11 protein-coding genes are annotated in these 16,616 nt (G+C 74.6%); 6 read left to right on the forward strand and 5 right to left on the reverse strand.

Annotated elements, in window-relative coordinates; genetic code table 11:
• The first annotated feature begins 180 nt into the window (after positions 1-180).
• Together AB0G16_RS00265 and AB0G16_RS00270 are read left to right on the forward strand one after the other, a co-directional pair.
• On the forward strand, positions 181-1,221 hold the full coding sequence (locus tag AB0G16_RS00265; RefSeq protein WP_362796903.1) for an NAD(P)-dependent alcohol dehydrogenase: 1,041 nt from the start codon (positions 181-183) through the stop codon (positions 1,219-1,221).
• Between the two features lie 238 nt (positions 1,222-1,459).
• On the forward strand, positions 1,460-2,326 hold the full coding sequence (locus AB0G16_RS00270; protein WP_362796904.1) for a polysaccharide deacetylase family protein: 867 nt from the start codon (positions 1,460-1,462) through the stop codon (positions 2,324-2,326).
• 140 nt (positions 2,327-2,466) lie between these two features.
• Here AB0G16_RS00270 and AB0G16_RS00275 read toward each other — a convergent pair whose 3' ends face one another.
• The 4 genes from AB0G16_RS00275 to AB0G16_RS00290 are packed head-to-tail and all read right to left on the reverse strand — an operon-like array spanning position 2,467 to position 8,427.
• Positions 2,467-4,257, reverse strand: coding sequence for a glycosyltransferase (locus AB0G16_RS00275; RefSeq protein WP_362796905.1), 1,791 nt, complete (start codon positions 4,255-4,257; stop codon positions 2,467-2,469).
• A complete protein-coding gene (locus AB0G16_RS00280; protein WP_362796906.1) occupies positions 4,254-6,176 on the reverse strand; it encodes a glycosyltransferase in 1,923 nt (640 codons plus the stop codon). The genes AB0G16_RS00275 and AB0G16_RS00280 overlap by 4 nt, the downstream gene beginning before the upstream one ends.
• Positions 6,176-7,963, reverse strand: a complete 1,788-nt coding sequence (locus AB0G16_RS00285; RefSeq protein WP_362796907.1) for a glycosyltransferase — start codon at positions 7,961-7,963, stop codon at positions 6,176-6,178. Before AB0G16_RS00285 ends, AB0G16_RS00280 begins: the two co-directional genes overlap by 1 nt.
• Positions 7,960-8,427, reverse strand: a complete 468-nt coding sequence (locus AB0G16_RS00290) for a hypothetical protein (RefSeq protein WP_362796908.1) — start codon at positions 8,425-8,427, stop codon at positions 7,960-7,962. Before AB0G16_RS00290 ends, AB0G16_RS00285 begins: the two co-directional genes overlap by 4 nt.
• A 243-nt stretch (positions 8,428-8,670) precedes the next feature.
• Here AB0G16_RS00290 and AB0G16_RS00295 point away from each other — a divergent pair, with 243 nt between their 5' ends.
• Positions 8,671-9,879: a family 2 glycosyl transferase gene (locus tag AB0G16_RS00295; protein ID WP_362796909.1), complete on the forward strand. Its 1,209-nt coding sequence runs from the start codon at positions 8,671-8,673 to the stop codon at positions 9,877-9,879.
• The gene (locus AB0G16_RS00300; RefSeq protein ID WP_362796910.1) at positions 9,876-11,831 is read left to right on the forward strand and encodes a glycosyltransferase; all 1,956 of its coding nucleotides are present in this window, start codon (positions 9,876-9,878) and stop codon (positions 11,829-11,831) included. Before AB0G16_RS00295 ends, AB0G16_RS00300 begins: the two co-directional genes overlap by 4 nt.
• A gap of 58 nt (positions 11,832-11,889) precedes the next feature.
• Here AB0G16_RS00300 and AB0G16_RS00305 read toward each other — a convergent pair whose 3' ends face one another.
• Entirely contained in the window at positions 11,890-13,623 is a 1,734-nt protein-coding gene (locus AB0G16_RS00305) for a glycosyltransferase (protein WP_362796911.1), read from the reverse strand.
• Between the two features lie 238 nt (positions 13,624-13,861).
• Here AB0G16_RS00305 and thrC point away from each other — a divergent pair, with 238 nt between their 5' ends.
• Together thrC and AB0G16_RS00315 are read left to right on the forward strand one after the other, a co-directional pair.
• Positions 13,862-14,920 carry a threonine synthase gene (gene thrC, locus AB0G16_RS00310; protein ID WP_362796912.1) on the forward strand — a complete coding sequence of 353 codons (1,059 nt, stop codon included), beginning with the start codon at positions 13,862-13,864 and terminating at the stop codon, positions 14,918-14,920.
• A gap of 285 nt (positions 14,921-15,205) precedes the next feature.
• Positions 15,206-16,273, forward strand: coding sequence for a homoserine kinase (locus AB0G16_RS00315; RefSeq protein ID WP_362796913.1), 1,068 nt, complete (start codon positions 15,206-15,208; stop codon positions 16,271-16,273).
• Positions 16,274-16,616 lie beyond the last annotated feature (343 nt).

Below are 16,616 nucleotides of genomic sequence, written 5' to 3' on the forward strand. Positions count from 1 at the left end.
TGCCCGGTACCTATGGTTCAACGAAGAAGACCAACCAGTTGGTTTGTCCCCTGCGAGTTCGCCTTCCCCCGCCCCGCACCGCGCGGTGCCCGGCCGCGCCATCGCATGGGTCCCCCGGCCGAAAACGCGGGGGAGTCCGGAACCCGGCCTCGCCGGAAGAGCCGAGAGGTGCGAAAGATCATGAGAGACGTCAGCGGATGGGCCGCCACGAAGCCGGGCGGCCCGCTCGAACCCTGGGACTTCCAGCGCCGGGACCTGCTGGACGAGGACGTGGCGGTGCGGATCGACTACTGCGGCGTCTGTTCCAGCGACATCTCCGCGATCCGCCACGCGAGCGACCTTCCCCTGGTCCCGGGCCACGAGATGGTCGGGGAGGTCACGGCGGTCGGCGACCGGGTCACGCGGTTCGCGGTCGGCGACGCGGTGGCGGTGGGCAACATCATCGACTCCTGCGGCGTCTGCCCGGCCTGCCTGGCCGGCCGGGAGAACTGGTGCCGGGAGTTCCCCACCCTCACCTACGGCGGGCTCGACCGCAGGGACGGGAACCCCACCCGCGGCGGCTACTCGTCGGAGTACGTGCTCACCGAGAAGTTCGTCCATCCCCTGCCCGGCGGGCTCGACCCCGCCGGTGCCGCCCCCCTGATGTGCGCGGGCATCACGACGTACGTGCCGCTGCGGCGCTGGGGGGCCGGTCCCGGCAGGACGGTGGGCATCGTCGGGATGGGCGGGCTCGGCCACGTCGCGCTGAAGATGGCCCACGCGCTCGGGGCCGAGGTCGTGCAGTTCACGAGGTCTGCGGACAAGGCGGACGAGGCGCGGGAACTGGGCGCGGACGACGTGGTCCTGTCCACCGACGAGCGGCGGATGGCCGCGCAGGCGGGCAGGTTCGATCTCATCCTCGACACCGCCGGCGCGCCGCACGCGCTGGAGCCCTACCTGTCCGCGCTCGCCATGGACGGGACGCTCTGCGTGGTGGGCATCCCCGAGGGGGAGCTGAGCATCGACCCCATGAGCCTCATCGTGGGGGCCAAGAACCTGGCGGGCGCCGGAAGCGGCGGAACGGTGGAGACGCGGGAGATGCTCGCCTTCTGCGCCGAGCACGGCATCGTCGCCGAGGTCGAGCTCATGCGGCAGGACCAGGTCAACGAGGCCCTGGAACGGCTCGCCCGCAACGACGTCCGCTACCGGTTCGTCCTCGACATGGCGGCGGGACGGCCCTGAGCGTCCGGGCCGCCGGGAGCACCGGGAGCACCGGGAGCACCGGGAGCACCGGGAGCACCGGGAGAGGCGGGAGAGGCGGGAGAGGCGGCGGGCGACGCTCCCGGCGGCCCGTTCCCCGCCCTCGGCGCCGTCACGGATCCGGTCCCCGCGCCCGCCGCGCCATACCGGCCGGGCACGGGTTCCTGCGCGTTTCATAACGACGTGTTTGGTAAGCCCTACTGGCTTATAAGGTGCTTTCATGCCCGGTCTGCCGTTCCGCGAAAAGGGGTCCGCCGTGAGGGTCTTCCGCCGGGTGACGGCGCTCTCCGCGGCGCTGGCCGTCATGGCGGCGCAGGCCCCGGCCGCCCACGCGGCGGACGCGCGCGCCCCCAAGAAGATCAGAACGATCGTCTCGCTCACCTTCGACGACGGTGACTCCACCCATCCGGCCGTGGCCCGCATGCTGGAGAGACACGGCATGCGTGGAACGTTTTACGTCAACACCGACACCGTCGGCGGCGAGGAGAAGCTGACCCGGCGCGGCCTGGCCGCGATCGCCAGGGCGGGGCACGAGATCGGCGGGCACACCCTGACCCACATCCGCCTCACCGAGCTGACCCAGAGCGATCAGGAGAGGCAGATCTGCGACGACCGCAGGAGGCTCGTCTCCTGGGGGTACCGGCCCGTCACCCTCGCCTACCCGTTCGGCGCGGTCGACTCCGACGCCAAGACGGTGGCCCGGCGGTGCGGCTACGACGCGGCCCGCGGGGTCGGCGGGCTCAAGGAGTGGTCCTGTCCCACCTGCCCGGGGGCCGAGCCCGTCCGCCCGCGGGACCGCTACGACATCCGCACGCCGGGCTCGGTCCGCGAGGACACCCTGCTGCGGCACATGAGGCAGCAGGTCCTCAACGCCGAGAGGACCGGCGGCGTGGTGCCGCTGGTGTTCCACCGGGTCTGCGACGACTGCGGCCTCTACTCGGTCCCCCCCAGGCGCATGAACGACTTCCTCGTCTGGCTCAAGGACCGCAGGTCACGCGGGACGGTGGTGAAGACGCTCAAGGACGCCGTCGGCGCGCGCCACCGTCCCCTGCCCGCGCCGGACGATCTCGCGGCCACCACGGGCTGAGCACCGGACGATCCCACCCGGGGGCGATCATCAGCCGATGATCCGCCCCGGGCCGGACGCCCGGTGATCCTCTTCCCGGACGCCGGACGCCGGACGCCGGACGCCGAACGCCGGACCCGCGGCCGGGCCGGGTCGGATCCTCAGTCCGAGCCGCCCGCGAGCCCGCGCAGCCGGCGGGCGGCGCGGGCGAGCAGGGAGCGTTGCCGGGCCCGGCGCAGCGCGACCGCCTCCAGGCGGTGCCGCTCGGCCTTCTCCCTCCACCGGGCGGCGTCACGGCGGCCCTTGGCGGCGGCGGCCCGCAGCTCTTTGACCTCGGCCCTGAGGGTGGCGATCCGGCCCCGGGCGCGCTCGGCCTCCCGCTCCCCCGCCTCGGCCGCCGCCCGCCAGCGCGCCGCCTCCCGGTTGCGGTTCCTGGCCCAGGAGGGGTACGCGCGCGCCGCCGGGAGCAGCCGCCAGGACTCGGCGTCCAGCCAGGTCACCCCGTACAGCTCGGCGATCACGTCGTCGAGCGGCTCACCCTCGCGGGCCACCCGCAGCGCCCGGGCGACGGCGGCGGTCCGCTCCAGCCGGGCGGCCAGGACACCCGTCTCGTCCTCGTCCAGCGCCACCAGCAGCAGGCCCTCGCCGCCCTTCTCGGCCCGCTCGGTCAGCATGTCCAGCGACTCCGCCCCCGGCACCCACCCGGCCGGGCAGACGAAGCGGAACGGCGCGGGCGCCGAGGTCGCGGGGACCTGCCCGGCGAAGGAGACGCGGCCGTCGTGGGCGTACTGGCCGTGCAGCAGCCGCAGGTCGAGCAGGGGGTCGTCCAGCGGCGCGGGGCGTTCGCCCTCCAGCGACTCCCACGGGCCGGTCACCGTGACGCGCACGTCGGGCAGGGTGGAGGCCAGGGACCCGTCCACGCTCGCCCTGACGTCCTCGAACCGCGCCCCGCCCCCGGCGTCCACCACGACGTCGACGTAGGGGACCAGCCACTGCCGTCCGGAGTCGGTGCGCAGGGTGCGCCGGTAGGGGATCCGGTCGGCGATGAACGGCTCGTTGTGCCGCCGGACCTCGGCGGGCCTGCGCATGGCCGTCGTCGTGCCCAGGTGCCAGCTCAGCGCCCCCGTCTCCGGGACGAACACCGCGCCCGCCTGGGTCAGCCGGTACCCCAGCTCGGTGTCCTCGCCGAGGACCAGCGAGGTGTCCAGCCCGCCCGCCTCGCGCAGCAGGGCGGCGGGCAGCGAGACCGTCGCTCCCACGTGGACGCGGTGCAGCAGGGCGGCGGGCGCGTCGCGAAAGCCGCGGTGGGTGGCGACGAGCTCGTCGATCCAGCCGTGTCCGTGGTCGGGGTCCTCCTCGAAGAGGGTGTCGGCCCGGTCCTTGGAGACGGCGATCCGCACCTCGGCGGGGGTGGGCGGGGTGCCCTCGGCGGCGGTGAAGCGCAGGGTGCCCGTCACCACCAGGTAGTCCGCCAGGTGGTGCCAGCGCAGGTGCGTCTCGACGTGCTCGCGGTAGGCGACGATGTCGGCGTCCAAGCGGTGGATCACCTGGCCGTCGGCGGCGGCGGTGCCGGTCTCCAAAGCCCAGGCGATGCCCCGCCGGCCGGGCTCGGTGCCGACGATCCGGGTCCGCTCGGGGGTGATCTCGGGCAGCCGCAGCGGGGGCGCGCTGCCGTCGTCCACGACGATCACCTCCAGGAGGTGCGACGGGTAGGTCTGGGCGGCGAGCGCGGCGAGCGTGAGATCGAGCCTGTCCTGCCGCCCCCGGGCGGGAATGACCACGCTCACGGTCAGGTGCGGCTCCCACGCGCCGACCTCGGGAGGGGAGAGCACCCCGTGGTCGTTGCCCGGGATCCGTGGCCTGTCCGGGACGACGACGGGGTCCCGCGGCGCGCTCGCGGTGCCCGGGTCCCGGGGCGCGCCCGGGGCGCCCGGTGTCCACGGCGTGCTCACGGCGCCTCCGCCGGGAGCTCCATCAGCGCGCTGGGCCGGAATCCCCGCCACTGGCGCTTGTTGCGCCGAAGGAACGTGCCGATCGGCTCGCGCCAGGTGTGGTTCGCGACGTTGCCGCGCCGCAGGATGTAGCCCAGCCCCTGGGTACGGTAGATCTGCCCGCCCGCGGCCTGCACGGCGTGCTGGAACTGGGCGTCGATCGTCCCGGGCAGGGGACGGAAACCGCCCACGGCCTCGAAGGCGGAACGTTCGGAGAAGATGGTCCCTCCGGCGATGAAGTTGGTGATCTGCTCGGTGACCTGCTCGCGGTGCACGGTCACGCCGATCGAGGCGAGGTGGACGAACTCCGGGACCATGCCCACGACCTGGGCGCCCGAGTAGGAGTGGGCCAGCAGCAGGTCGGAGACGAAGTCGGGCCCGTACCAGTCGTCGTCGTCCATCTTCAGCAGGAACGACCCCGACGCCCTGGCCGCGGCCTGGTTCAGCACGGTCCCGAAGACGGTGCCCGCGTCCGGCTCGAACACGGTCACCGGGTGGTCGAAGGAGGCCAGGGCCCCGGCCACGCCCGGGTGCTCCGGGGAGACGCCGTGCAGGGCCAGGATCACCTCGAAGACGGCGCCGCGCTGCCTGGCGAGCTGCCCCAGGGCGAAGCCCACCATCTCCGCGCGCCGGGTGGCGAGCAGCACCGAGACCGGGGCGGGGGGCCGGGCCGGGGCGCCGAGCTGCTCCCAGCGGGCCCGGACGCCGTGCACGCGCAACGCCTCCCGGCGCAGCCGGACGCTGTGCTCCTCGCGTTCCAGGTCGTCCTTGAGGCCCGGCTCGCCGACCGAGGTGATCAGCCCGGTCAGCCCGGCGCCCAGGGCGCCCGCCCAGTGCGGTACGGTCTCGCAGACCAGCGGCACCCCGGCCGCCGCCAGCCCGGTCACGACCCGCAGCGCGGCCACCGGCCCGGTGTGGGCGCGCCGCCAGTCCACCCGCACCCCCCTGACCTGCCGGATCCGGTCGACGTCCACGTCGGTGACGCGGCCGGAGGCGTCGAAGGCGGTGAGCGTCCGGTCCTCGCAGGTGATCGCCCAGCGGCCGGACCGGACCGACAGGTCGGCCATGCCGAGGGAGGGTACGGTGACGAACCCCGTCGGGTTGACCGAACGGTCGTCGACCGGCGGGATGGTCCGGGGCTCCGACAGGTCACCGAGGGCGCTCCGCGCGATGGCGCCCCCGCCGGGCCGGCCGAGCCGCTCCCAGCTCATCAGGCCGGCCTCGGGGCGGTCGTCCGGGGGCCGGTCGCCGTCCCAGTCCGGCGGCTCCTGCCCGACCGCGCGCACCACCAGGTCGGCCCCGCGGGCGCCGAACCTGTCCGGGACCGGCCCGGCCAGGGGCGCGGGGGCCGCGTTCGGGTCGCCGGGACGCCAGCAGGCCGCCCCGGGACCGGCCACGGCGGCGACGGGCGCTGCCACCGCGTCCACCCGGTACCCGGCGAACGCCCTGGCGGTCGCGGCGAGCACGCGGCCTGCGGGGACGGGTTTGGAGAACGTGGCCTCGACCACCCAGGCCGGTCTCTCCGGCTGGTGGACGCGCAGATCGACGAGCGCGCGCCAGCGGTGGGCGGGAGTCGGGGAGAGCACCGGCGCGGTGTACCGGCGCGGTGTCTCCCGCACGGCGACGACGACCCGGGGTGCCATGGCCAGCAGCGACTGCAGGCTCGCGGCCGCGCGGACGTCCGTCGGCGTGCGGGCGAGGACCAGGATCTCCGCGGCGCCCTCCTCGGCGCCGGGCAGGCCCTCGGTGTCGCCGTCGAGGTCCATCGCCCCGTACGCCTCCAGCTCGCCCGGCGTCTCGAAGCCCGCGTGGTAGACCAGGACGCGCCGCCCGCCGTTCCGCTCCACGGCGGCGCGGACGAGATCGATCAGGAGTGACATCAGCCGGTCTTCCCCCGTGGAGCGGCCGTGCGGCGCCCGGCCGTCGCGATGATCCTGCCCAGCCGGCCGCGCCGCCGCTCCTCCTGCGGGCCTCCGGTCTCGGCGCGGAGCCGGTCGGCCTCGGCGCGCGCGCTCCTCAGCTCGCCCTCCAGGCGCCGTGCCTCGCGCTTCCAGCGGGTCGCGTCGGCCCGCCACTTCGCGGTGTCCCCGGAGACGGGCCCGGCCTCCGCGACGGTCGTCACGCCGAACTCGGCGGCGCCCACCCAGAGCGATCCGAACAGCTCGTGGACGACGCCGTCGAGGTCCGGGCGGACCGGCTCGCCCGGCTCCCCGGCCACCAGGACCGCCCTGGCGAAGGCGGCGGTCCGTTCGAGCCTGGCCGCGCCGACCCCGGCGGGGCCCTCGTCGAGCGCCACGCTCAGCAGGCCGTACCCCTCGCTCTCGGCGAGGGAGACCAGCGCCGCCAGGCTGTCGGGACCGAGCGCCCAGCCGGCGGGGAGGGTGAGGCGGAACGGCGCGGGCGCCGAGCGGGCGGGCACCTCCTCGGTGAAGGAGACGCGCGGCTCGTGGGCGTACAGGTTGCGCGTCAGGCGCAGGTCGAGCAGCGGCTCGTCCAGGGAGTGCCGGCGCCCGGCCGGGAGCTCCGACCAGGGACCGACCACGGTGACGGCGACGTCGGTCAGTGTCCCCGCGAGCGCGGCGTCCACGCATCCCCGCACGTCCTCGTAGCGGGCGCCGCCGACGTCGACGATCACGTGCACGTACGGCACCAGCCAGTTCCTGCGCGGATGGGTGCGCAGCCAGCGCAGGTCCGGGATGAGGTCGGGCAGCACCGACCAGTTGTGCCGGTGCACCTCCTTCTCCCTGACCATGACCGTGGACGGGCCCAGGTGCCAGGCCCGCGCCCGGTCGTCGGGGATGAAGACCGCGCCCGCCTGGGCCAGGCGGAAGCCGAGGTCGGTGTCCTCGCCCATGTTCAGCGCGGTGTTCACGCCGCCCACCGAGCGCAGCAGCGCCGCCGGGACCGACGTGCTGGCCCCCGAGTGGAGCCGGTACGCGCCGGCGCCGGCGTCCCGCAGCCGGCGGGTCTCCTCCAGCACGCCCGCCCGCCACGCGTGCGGCGCCGACTCGTCGAACAGCTTCTCCGCGTCCCCCGCGGACACGGCCTCGAAGACCTCCCCGGCGGACGGCCCGGTCGCCTCCGGGGTGAAGCGGACGTCGCCCATCACGACGGCGTAGGGGACGACGTGGTGCCAGCGCATGTGCGCCTCGACGTGCTCGCGGTCCAGGACCATGTCGGAGTCGACCCAGTGCAGGACGTCGCCCGCCGCGGCGGCGGCACCGGTCTGGCGCGCCCAGCCCCGTCCCCAGCGGCCGTCCGGGACCCGGACGGAGCGGGTGGCCGCCGGGGCGAGGGCGGGGAGGCGGAGCGGCGGGTCGCTGCCGTCGTCGGCGACGACCACCTCCGTCAGGTGCGCCGGGTAGGTCTGCGCGGCCAGGGCGGCGAGCGTGCGCTCCAGGGCCTCCTGGCAGTCGTGCGCCGGGATCACCACGCTCACCCTGAGCCAGGGCTCCCACTCCCCGATCTCGGGAGGGAGGAGCGATCCGTGGTCGTTCCGCCTCACCATGGCGCGGGGGACGGCCGGAAGTCCGTCCGGGGCGTTCGCGGGGACCGGGTGCCCGGCGGGGTCTGTCGTGGGGGCCGGGTGCCCGGCGGGGCCGGTCACGGGGGCCGGATGTCCGTCCGGGGCGTTCGCGAGGGCCGGGTGGTCGTCGGGGCCGGTCATGCTCCCGCCTCCGAGGGCCGGCGCGCGGTCTCCGCGGCGGCCGGGTGCGCGAGCAGGTCGCGGACCGTCTCCTCGATCTGGCGGCGCCCCGGCGCGAAGGCCAGCCGGTCCTCGCCGAGGGAGACCAGGATCGCCCGCAGATCCTCGTCCCGTCTGCTCTCCTGCTCTCCGAGCAGTGCCGTGATCTCGTCCAGCCTCCGGTCCAGCCGCTCCGCGACCGTCTTGACCGTGGCCATCTCCGCTTCGTGACGCTTGACGCGGGCGTCGATGCGCAGGGCCTTGCCGTCGACCCTGCGGACGGTCGCGATCATCAGGAACTGGACGGCGAGGACCGTCGCCAGGCCGCCCAGTACGACGGCCCCGGTGACCGAGACGATTCCGATGCTCGCGAGCAGTGCCAGCGCGATCAGTGTCGGCAGGCCGACGATCGCCGCCAGAAGCGTCAGTTTTCGGGGCGTGGGCATCCGCGCTCACCTTCCGTGCCGCTCTGTCTTTCCTGGTGTTACCTATCGTTATGGGGGAGACAAGCGAGGCTATCGGGGTCTGAATAGCAAATATGACGATAAGTAAGAAATTCGGAGGTTGCTGTGACCCGCGTGGCAGTGGTTAAACGACCTGCCTGGCATACGCGGGGCGGTGCGGGTGCTCGTACGGATCAATACCAAGCGGGGTGAGAAGGGATCTTCCGGGCTCGCTATCCTTCGCACGTGCCTGCGCCGTCCCCCTCCCTCGCTCCCTCCGTATCCGCGACGCCGGAGGGCTTCCTGCGCCCCGCGGACGGGGAGACCGCCGAGCTGTCATGGGACGGCCGGCGATGGCTGGCGGCCGGGGAGCCGCTCGGTGACCGCGCCGGCGACGCCGACGGCACCGACGGCGACAGGGCCGTCGACACCGTCGGTGCAGTCGGTGCAGTCGGTGCAGTCGGTGCCGCTGACGTCGCCCGCCTGCGCCCGCTGCGTGGGCTGGGTGTGCGATGGCCCACCTTCCCGGTGCCGGTCGGGGCGGTGACCGCGCTGGCCGCGGCCGGGGTGCCGCTGTACGCCGAGACCTCGCCCGGCTGGACGCCACCCGCCCTGGCCCGCCTGCTCGCCGCCTGGACGCCCGAGGAGGACGCCGGCGGCCCGAGGTCGGTGACCGCGCTGCGCAGGGAGGAGCAGAGCGTGCGGCTGCGCCGTCACGGCCTGCGCGACCACGCCGGGGACGGCGGGACCGCTGCGGCGGAACCCGAGGTCAGCGTCGTCATGGCCAGCAGGAGACCGCACCTGCTGGGATTCGCGCTCGGCCAGATCGCCCGGCAGCGCCGGGTCCGGGTCGAGGTGGTGCTGGGCCTGCACGGCGTGCCCGCCGCCGACGAGCGGGTACGGCGGGCGGTGGGCGAGTGCGGCCTGCCCGTCACGGTGGTCGAGGCGTCGAGGGAGGTCCCCTTCGGGCAGGTGCTCAACCTGGCGGCCTCCCGGGCCGGCGGCGACCACCTGGCCAAGTGGGACGACGACGACTGGTACGGCCCCGAGCACCTGGCCGACCTGCTCCTGGCCCGCTCCTACTCCGGGGCGGAGATCGTGGGCACCGCCGCCGAGTTCTTCCACCTGGAACCGCTGAACGTCACGATCCGCCGTACCGACTACAGCAGCGAGGTCTGGTCCGAGCACGTCGCCGGCGGCACGATCCTGATCCGCAGGGACGACTTCGCCGACCTGGGGGGCTTCCCCCCGCTGCCCAGGGCGGTCGACGCCGGGCTGCTCAAGGCCGCCCACGCCGCCGGGGCGCGCGCCTACCGCACCCACGGCCTGGGCTACGTCCTGCGGCGCACGATCGAGGCCGAGCACACCTGGCGGCTCCCGCTCGCCCATTTCCTGCGCGTCGCGTCGAACCAGTGGCGCGGCTTCCGCCCGAGCCTGATCCTGGAATCGCCATGACAGCACGGATCACCGGCAACGACTACCGTGGCCTCACGCTCCCCGGGCCGGGGGACTGGACGCCGTCGCTCCGGGTCAGCGTGGTCGTACCCGCCTACGGTGACCAGGAGAAACTCGACCTGGCGCTGGCCGGTCTGGCCGTACAGAGTTACCCGGCCGATCTGACCGAGGTCGTGGTGGTCGACAACGGCAGCGAACCGCCGCTGCGCCTGCCCGGCCTCCGCCCGCCCGGGACGCGCCTGATCGTCTGTCCCGTGCCGGGCAGGGCCCACGCCCGCAACGCCGGGCTGTCGGCCGCCACCGGAGACGTGATCCACTGGCTGGACTCCGACGTGGTCCTCGACCGCGGGTCGGTCGAGGCGCACATGCGCTGGCACCACGCCGCCCCGTACCTGGTGGTCACCGGATACCTGCGCTTCACCCCGGCCCCGCTGCCCTCGCCCGGGACGGTGGCCGCCACCGACGATCTCGCGGCGATCTTCGAACCGGCCGAGCCGCACGCCTGGCTGGTCGATCTCGTCGAGCGGACCGACGGTCTCACCGCCAACCCCCACCGCGCCTTCAGCCTGCACGTCGGCGGCGCGACCTCGGTCAACGCCGCGCTGCTCGCCGCCACCGGGCCGATGGACACCGACCTGATCCTCGGTCAGGACACCGAGATGGGCTACCGGCTCGCCCAGGCCGGGGCGGTCTTCGTCCCCGAGCCGCGCTCGCGCGCCTTCCACCTGGGCCCGACCATGCGCATGCGCGACAAGGCCCCGATCGACCGGGTCAGCCACGCCTTCGTGGCCGACCGCATCCCGTCCTACCGCTGGCTCCGCTCGCACCCGGCCAGGCAGTGGAAGGTGCCGTACGTCGAGGTGGTCGTCGAGCCCGCGGCCTGGCCGGGACCCGCCGCCGAGCCCGCGTCCGGGCCGGAGCCGGGGGCGCGGCCGGGACCCGTGGCCGAGCCGGGAGCGGGGAGCGGGACCGGGCCGGGAACGAGATCGGGACCGGGCGGCCGCGGATACGGCTACGACGAGGTCCGCGCGACCGTCGACGCCGTGCTGGCGGGCACCGTGCCCGACGTGGCGGTGACCCTGGTCGGGCCGTGGGGACGCGTCGGCGCCGAGGGGCGGGCGCCCCTGAGGGACCCCGACCTGGACCTGGTGCTGATCCGCGGCCACTACGCCCACGAGCCCCGGGTCCGCTTCGCCGACGACTCCGCCGACGACTCCGCCGACGACTCCGCCGCCGGGACCGCCGTCGGGCCGGTCCCGTTCCGGCTCAGGCTGCCCGCCGGATGGGTGCCGGGAGAGGACACCCTGGCCCGCCTGCTCGACCTGGCACGGGACGAGGGGTACGGCCTGGTCGCGGTGCTGCTGGCCGAGGGGACAGGGATCACCGGCGAGGGCGCGGGGACCGGGGTCGCCGGAGGAACCCGGAGGGCCGGGGGACCCGGTGAGGGCGAGCAGGGAGGGAACACCGGCGGCCGCCGGGGAAGCGGGGGAGTCAGCGGGGCCGGCGGCGTCGCGGACCCCGGGACCGCCCCCGCGGTACCGCCGGCGATCGTCACGGCGCGCCTGGAGCGGGCCGCCGCCTTCGCCCGCGCCGCGATCGTGCGGGAGGAGGGCGAGGACCTCGACGACGCCGTGGAGGACACCTTCGGCGTGATCTGGGTGGACGGCGAGAGCTACGGATTCACGTCCGGACCCCGGCCCGTCACCGGCCGTCGCGGTGCCTACCGGGCCAGGATCGAGGCCGAGGCCGAGGTGGCCCGTCTCACCAGGGAGGCCGAGCGGCTCAGGGGCCAGGTGACCAAGTGGCGCGACGAGGCGAGCCGCTGGCGCAGGAGCACGGTCGAGCTGAGACGCGAGGTCGGAACCCTGCGCAAGGACCTGGCCGCCGCCAGGAAGGTCGTCCAGTACGGGCTGCTGTCCTCGGTGAGACGGGCCATCTCCCGCCGCCGCTGACCCTCACGGCCTGGCGGCGGGGCGGCGCGGCCGCGGCCGGCCCGGCCCGGGACGCGGGTCAGTTCTTCAGCGCGGTGCGCAGCCTGCCGAGAAGGGAGGGGCGTCCCTCCCGGGACCGGGGCCGGGACCGGGCAGGGCTCTCGGGCGGGCCCGAGACCTGCTCCGGAGCCTGCCCCGAGGCCGGAGCCCCGGACGAGGGCGGACCCTGGGACGAGGGCGGGAGGGCGGCGGGGACGGGGCCCGCGACCCGGCCGGGAACGGACGCGCCCGCCCCAGGGGCTCCCCCCTCGGAGGAGACCGGTGCCCCGGCGGGGCGGGAAGATCCCCCGGAGACCCGCGCCCCGGAGGCCTTGACCGGCCAGAACTCCGCCCGCTCCCCCCGCCGGACGCCATGGGTGGCCTCGATCGACGCGGCCACACGGTCGGCGCGGTCGGCGGCGTTCGCGTCAGCGGTGCCGCCGGTGCCGCCGGTGCCGCCGGTGTGGCCGGCGCCGAGCAGTCTCGCCCGGCCCAGCGCCTCGGTCCGGTCCAGCGTCGCCACGCCCGCCCCGCCGAGATCGACGACGAGCCGGCCCGACCGGTCCTCCTGCATGCGGGCGATCATCCGCTCCAGCGAGTCCCGGCCCAGCGGGACCGAGACCGGGCCCGCGTAGCGGAACGGGATCGGGGCGGGGGTGGGGGAGACCTCGTCGGCGAACCGTACCCGCTCGTCGTGCGCGAAGTGCTCGCGCAGCAGCCGCAGGTCGAACAGGGGGTCGTCCGGCGCCGGGCGGTCGTCGGCCAGCCGCGACCAGGGCGCCACCAGCGTGACGATCACGTCGCCGAGCGACCCGTCGAGCGCCGCGCCCACCGCCTCGCGGACCGGCTCGGCGGGCCCGTCGGCTGCGATCACCACCTCCACGTACGGGACCAGCCAGTGCCGGCCCCGGTCCTTGCGCAGGTCCCGGCGGAGCGGCACCCGGTGCGCCAGGTAGGGCGCCACCAGCCGCACCGCCCGGTCCCGGTCCCGTCGCTGGGCGGGGAGCCCCAGGTGGGCGGCCTGGGCGGCCATGTCGGGAACGAAGACCACGCCGTGCGCGGCCAGCCGGTAGGCGAACTCGGTGTCCTCGCCCCTCAGCACCGCGGGGTCCAGCCCGCCCACGGCCTCGAAGATCTCCCGTCGCATCGACACCGTCGGCCCGGTGCACACGTGGTAGGGGTTGCGGCTGGCCCGCAGGCCGTCGGTGCGGGAGATCGTCTGCTCGGTGGAGCTGGGCAGCGCGCCCGCCAGGTCGAGGACCGAGCCCAGCGACCCCGCGCGCACGCCCTCGTGCACCCGGGCGGCCGTCAGGACGGGCTCCTCGACGAACCTCTTCGCGCCGATGGTGACCAGGTACCCGGCCAGGTGGTGCCAGCGGGCCAGCGCCTCGATGTGCTCGCGGCAGACGACCATGTCGGCGTCCAGACGCTGGAGGATCCGCCCCCGCGCGAGGGCGGCGCCGGTGTTGACCGCGTGGGAGATGCCCCACCTCGACGGGTCGGCCCGCACGATCCTGGTGTCGGCGGGAACGATCTCGGGCAGCCGCAGCGGCGGCTCGCTGCCGTCGTCGACCACGATCACCTCCATCAGGTGATCCGGGTAGGTCTGCGCGGCCAGCGCGGCGAGGACCAGATCGAGCCTGTGCTGCCCGCCCCGGGCCGGGATGATCACGCTGACCGGGAGCTCCGGGTCCCACCCGCCCAGTGCGGGCGGGATCAGCGGCGAGTAGTCGTTGTGCCGGATCGGCGGCAGATCGGCCGCCCCGCCCCTCATGATGTGAAAACCCCTCGTCCGGTCGGAAACCTGCGTCCCACGATCAGTCAAGCCCCCGTCAAGGCCCGTCAAACCTCGCAGACCATACCCGCCCATTCTGAGGACTTCCTGTAGGCAGGACGCGCGGTCTGTCCATCTGGTGGACGACGGATCCCGGAACCGAGCGGGTTGCCCGTAGACTCCATTCTCAACACCGCAGGTGGCGCGCCCGGACCGGCCGGGCGCGGGAGGAGTGATCATGACCAGGGCGTGGCGTGGCCTCATCGAGGAGTACCGTGACCGGCTGCCGGTCACCGCGACGACGCCTGTCGTCACGCTCCTGGAGGGCGGCACACCGCTCGTCCCGGCCAACCGGGTGTCGGCGCTGACCGGCTGCGAGGTCTACCTGAAGGTCGAGGGTCTCAACCCGACCGGCAGCTTCAAGGACCGCGGCATGACCATGGCCATCAGCAAGGCCGTGGAGGAGGGCGCGAAGGCCGTCATCTGCGCCTCCACCGGCAACACCAGCGCCTCCGCCGCGGCCTACGCGGTCCGCGCGGGCCTGACCTGTGCCGTGCTGGTGCCCCGAGGCAAGATCGCGATGGGCAAGCTGGCCCAGGCGCTGGTGCACGGGGCGAAGCTGCTCCAGGTCGAGGGCTCCTTCGACGACTGCCTGGAGATGACCAGGAAGCTCTCGGAGAGCTACCCGATCGCGCTGGTCAACTCCGTGAACCCGTTCCGGCTCCAGGGGCAGAAGACCGCCGCCTTCGAGATCGTCGACACGCTCGGGGACGCCCCCGACATCCACTGCATCCCGGTCGGCAACGCCGGCAACATCTCGGCGTACTGGATGGGCTACACCGAGTACGCCGGGGACGGTGTCGCGACCCGGACGCCCCGCATGTTCGGCTTCCAGGCCAGCGGCGCCGCGCCGATCGTCGGCGGCGCGCCGGTGACCCACCCGCACACGATCGCCACCGCGATCCGCATCGGCAACCCCGCCTCGTGGGGGCTCGCCGAGGCCGCCAGGGACGAGTCCGGCGGCGTCATCCAGGCCGTCACCGACCGCCAGATCGCCGCCGCGTACAAGCTGCTCGCGCAGGAGGAGGGCGTGTTCGTCGAGCTGGCCTCCGCCGCCAGCGTGGCGGGCCTGCTCCAGGCGCACGGGCAGGGGCTGGTCGAGCCCGGGCAGCGCATCGTGTGCACGGTGACCGGGAACGGCCTCAAGGACCCCGACTGGGCCATCTCCGGCGCCCCGACCCCGGTGACGATCCCGATCGACGCGCACGCCGCGGCCACCGCCCTCGAACTCGCCTGACGTTCCCGGCACGCCCGGACCCGCCGCCCGGCGGCCCCGCGACGCCGCACGGCTCCACGCGGCCGGACGCGCACGGCCGGGCACGGACGCGCACGGACGCGCACGGACGCGCACGGACGCGTACGGACGCGCACGGACGGGCACGGTGAGGCGACCCCGGCGCGACGCGGTGGGACCGGCACGAAGATCGCTTACGGCAGCAGACACCCCGCCGAGCGGGGTGGAGAGGAGAGGTGAGGTGTCCGTCATGGCCACATCGGGGGGTCGTCACGCCCCGGGACGCCGATGACCGCCGGCAGGGTGGTCGTCCGGGTCCCCGCGACGTCGGCCAACCTCGGTCCGGGCTTCGACACGCTGGGGCTGGCCCTCGGCCTGTACGACGAGGTCGAGGCCGAGCTGTTCGAGCCCTCCGGGGGCCCCGGCTCCCGCGACGTCGTCATCGAGGTCGAGGGGGAGGGGGCGGGCGAACTCGACGGCGGGGAGGGCCACCTCATCGTCACGACGATGCGCGCCACCTTCGGCAGGATGGGGTTCCCGCAGCCGCGCGGCATCCGGCTGCGCTGTCTCAACCGCATCCCGCACGCCCGCGGCCTCGGGTCCTCCTCCGCGGCGATCTGCGCCGGGATCCTCGCGGCCCGCGCGCTGGCGGCCGCCGGCCCCCCGCGCGACCCCGCGAGCGATCACGACGCACCCCTGCCCGGTGACGTCCCGGCCGTCCCCTCCGGCGGCGTCCCCTTCGGCGGCCTCTCGTCCGGCGGCGTCCCGTCCGGGGGATCGGCCGGCGGAGCGGCCGGGCTCACCGACGACGACGTCTTCGCGCTGGCCACCGAGATCGAGGGCCATCCCGACAACGTGGCGCCGTGCCTGGCGGGTGGGCTCACCGTGGCGTGGACGGACGGCGCGGGCGTGCCGCACCTGGTGCGGCTGCTCCCGCACCCCGACGTCCGTCCGGTCGTCCTGATCCCCGGGTTCCGGCTCTCCACCGAGATCGCCCGGGGGCTGCTGCCCAAGGACGTCCCGCACGCCGACGCCGCCGCGAACGCCGGGCGGGCCGCGCTGCTGATCGCCGCGCTGACCGCCAGGCCGGAACCGGAACTGCTGCTGGCCGCCACCGAGGACCGTCTCCATCAGGGGTACCGCGCCCCCGCGATGCCGCACACGGCCGACCTGGTGCGCCGGCTGCGCGAGGCGGGGGTCGCCGCGGTCGTCTCAGGAGCCGGTCCCACGATTCTTGCTTTCTCGACGCCCAATACGCAGGATTCGATAGCGGCGGAAGTGGGTAATGACTGGCACATCCAGCCACTGGATGTCGAAACCCGGGGTGCCCGTGTTGTTTCTCCCGAGACACGCTGACGTCTCTTCGACCTTCAGGGAATAGCTGTGTGCGCTGGTGATGTTAGGCTGATAGCCGCACCAGGTGCCCCGCGTTGGGTGCGTGCTTGTCAGCCACACATCGCTGCACCATGTCTCACCTGTGAGGCGTGAGCGCCGCAGTGGCCTCCCCGAAATCCGCCGCCTCCGAACGCTCCACATTCGGTTGGGGCACCGAGAAGCGGCGTTTTCGGGGACATGCGCGTTCGATCTACCTCGACATCTGGTTGCCGGTAGCAATCCGGGGGGTGTCCTCCAAGTCCCACCGTCGGCGATTCTCGATGGTGACGGCCTGGATACGCCTTCTCCGACAGTGGCGGCGGCC

Origin of the sequence: Streptosporangium sp. NPDC023615, assembly GCF_040640155.1 — a bacterium.
Taxonomy (GTDB): domain Bacteria; phylum Actinomycetota; class Actinomycetes; order Streptosporangiales; family Streptosporangiaceae; genus Streptosporangium.

Coding starts and splice junctions, on each gene's coding strand:
- AB0G16_RS00280 (WP_362796906.1), bottom strand. CDS start 6,176: ATGTCACTCCTGATCGATCTCGTCCGCGCCGCCGTGGAGCGGAACGGC.
- AB0G16_RS00285 (WP_362796907.1), bottom strand. CDS start 7,963: ATGACCGGCCCCGACGACCACCCGGCCCTCGCGAACGCCCCGGACGGA.
- AB0G16_RS00270 (WP_362796904.1), top strand. CDS start 1,460: ATGCCCGGTCTGCCGTTCCGCGAAAAGGGGTCCGCCGTGAGGGTCTTC.
- AB0G16_RS00290 (WP_362796908.1), bottom strand. CDS start 8,427: ATGCCCACGCCCCGAAAACTGACGCTTCTGGCGGCGATCGTCGGCCTG.
- AB0G16_RS00315 (WP_362796913.1), top strand. CDS start 15,206: ATGACCGCCGGCAGGGTGGTCGTCCGGGTCCCCGCGACGTCGGCCAAC.
- AB0G16_RS00300 (WP_362796910.1), top strand. CDS start 9,876: ATGACAGCACGGATCACCGGCAACGACTACCGTGGCCTCACGCTCCCC.
- thrC (WP_362796912.1), top strand. CDS start 13,862: ATGACCAGGGCGTGGCGTGGCCTCATCGAGGAGTACCGTGACCGGCTG.
- AB0G16_RS00265 (WP_362796903.1), top strand. CDS start 181: ATGAGAGACGTCAGCGGATGGGCCGCCACGAAGCCGGGCGGCCCGCTC.
- AB0G16_RS00305 (WP_362796911.1), bottom strand. CDS start 13,623: ATGAGGGGCGGGGCGGCCGATCTGCCGCCGATCCGGCACAACGACTAC.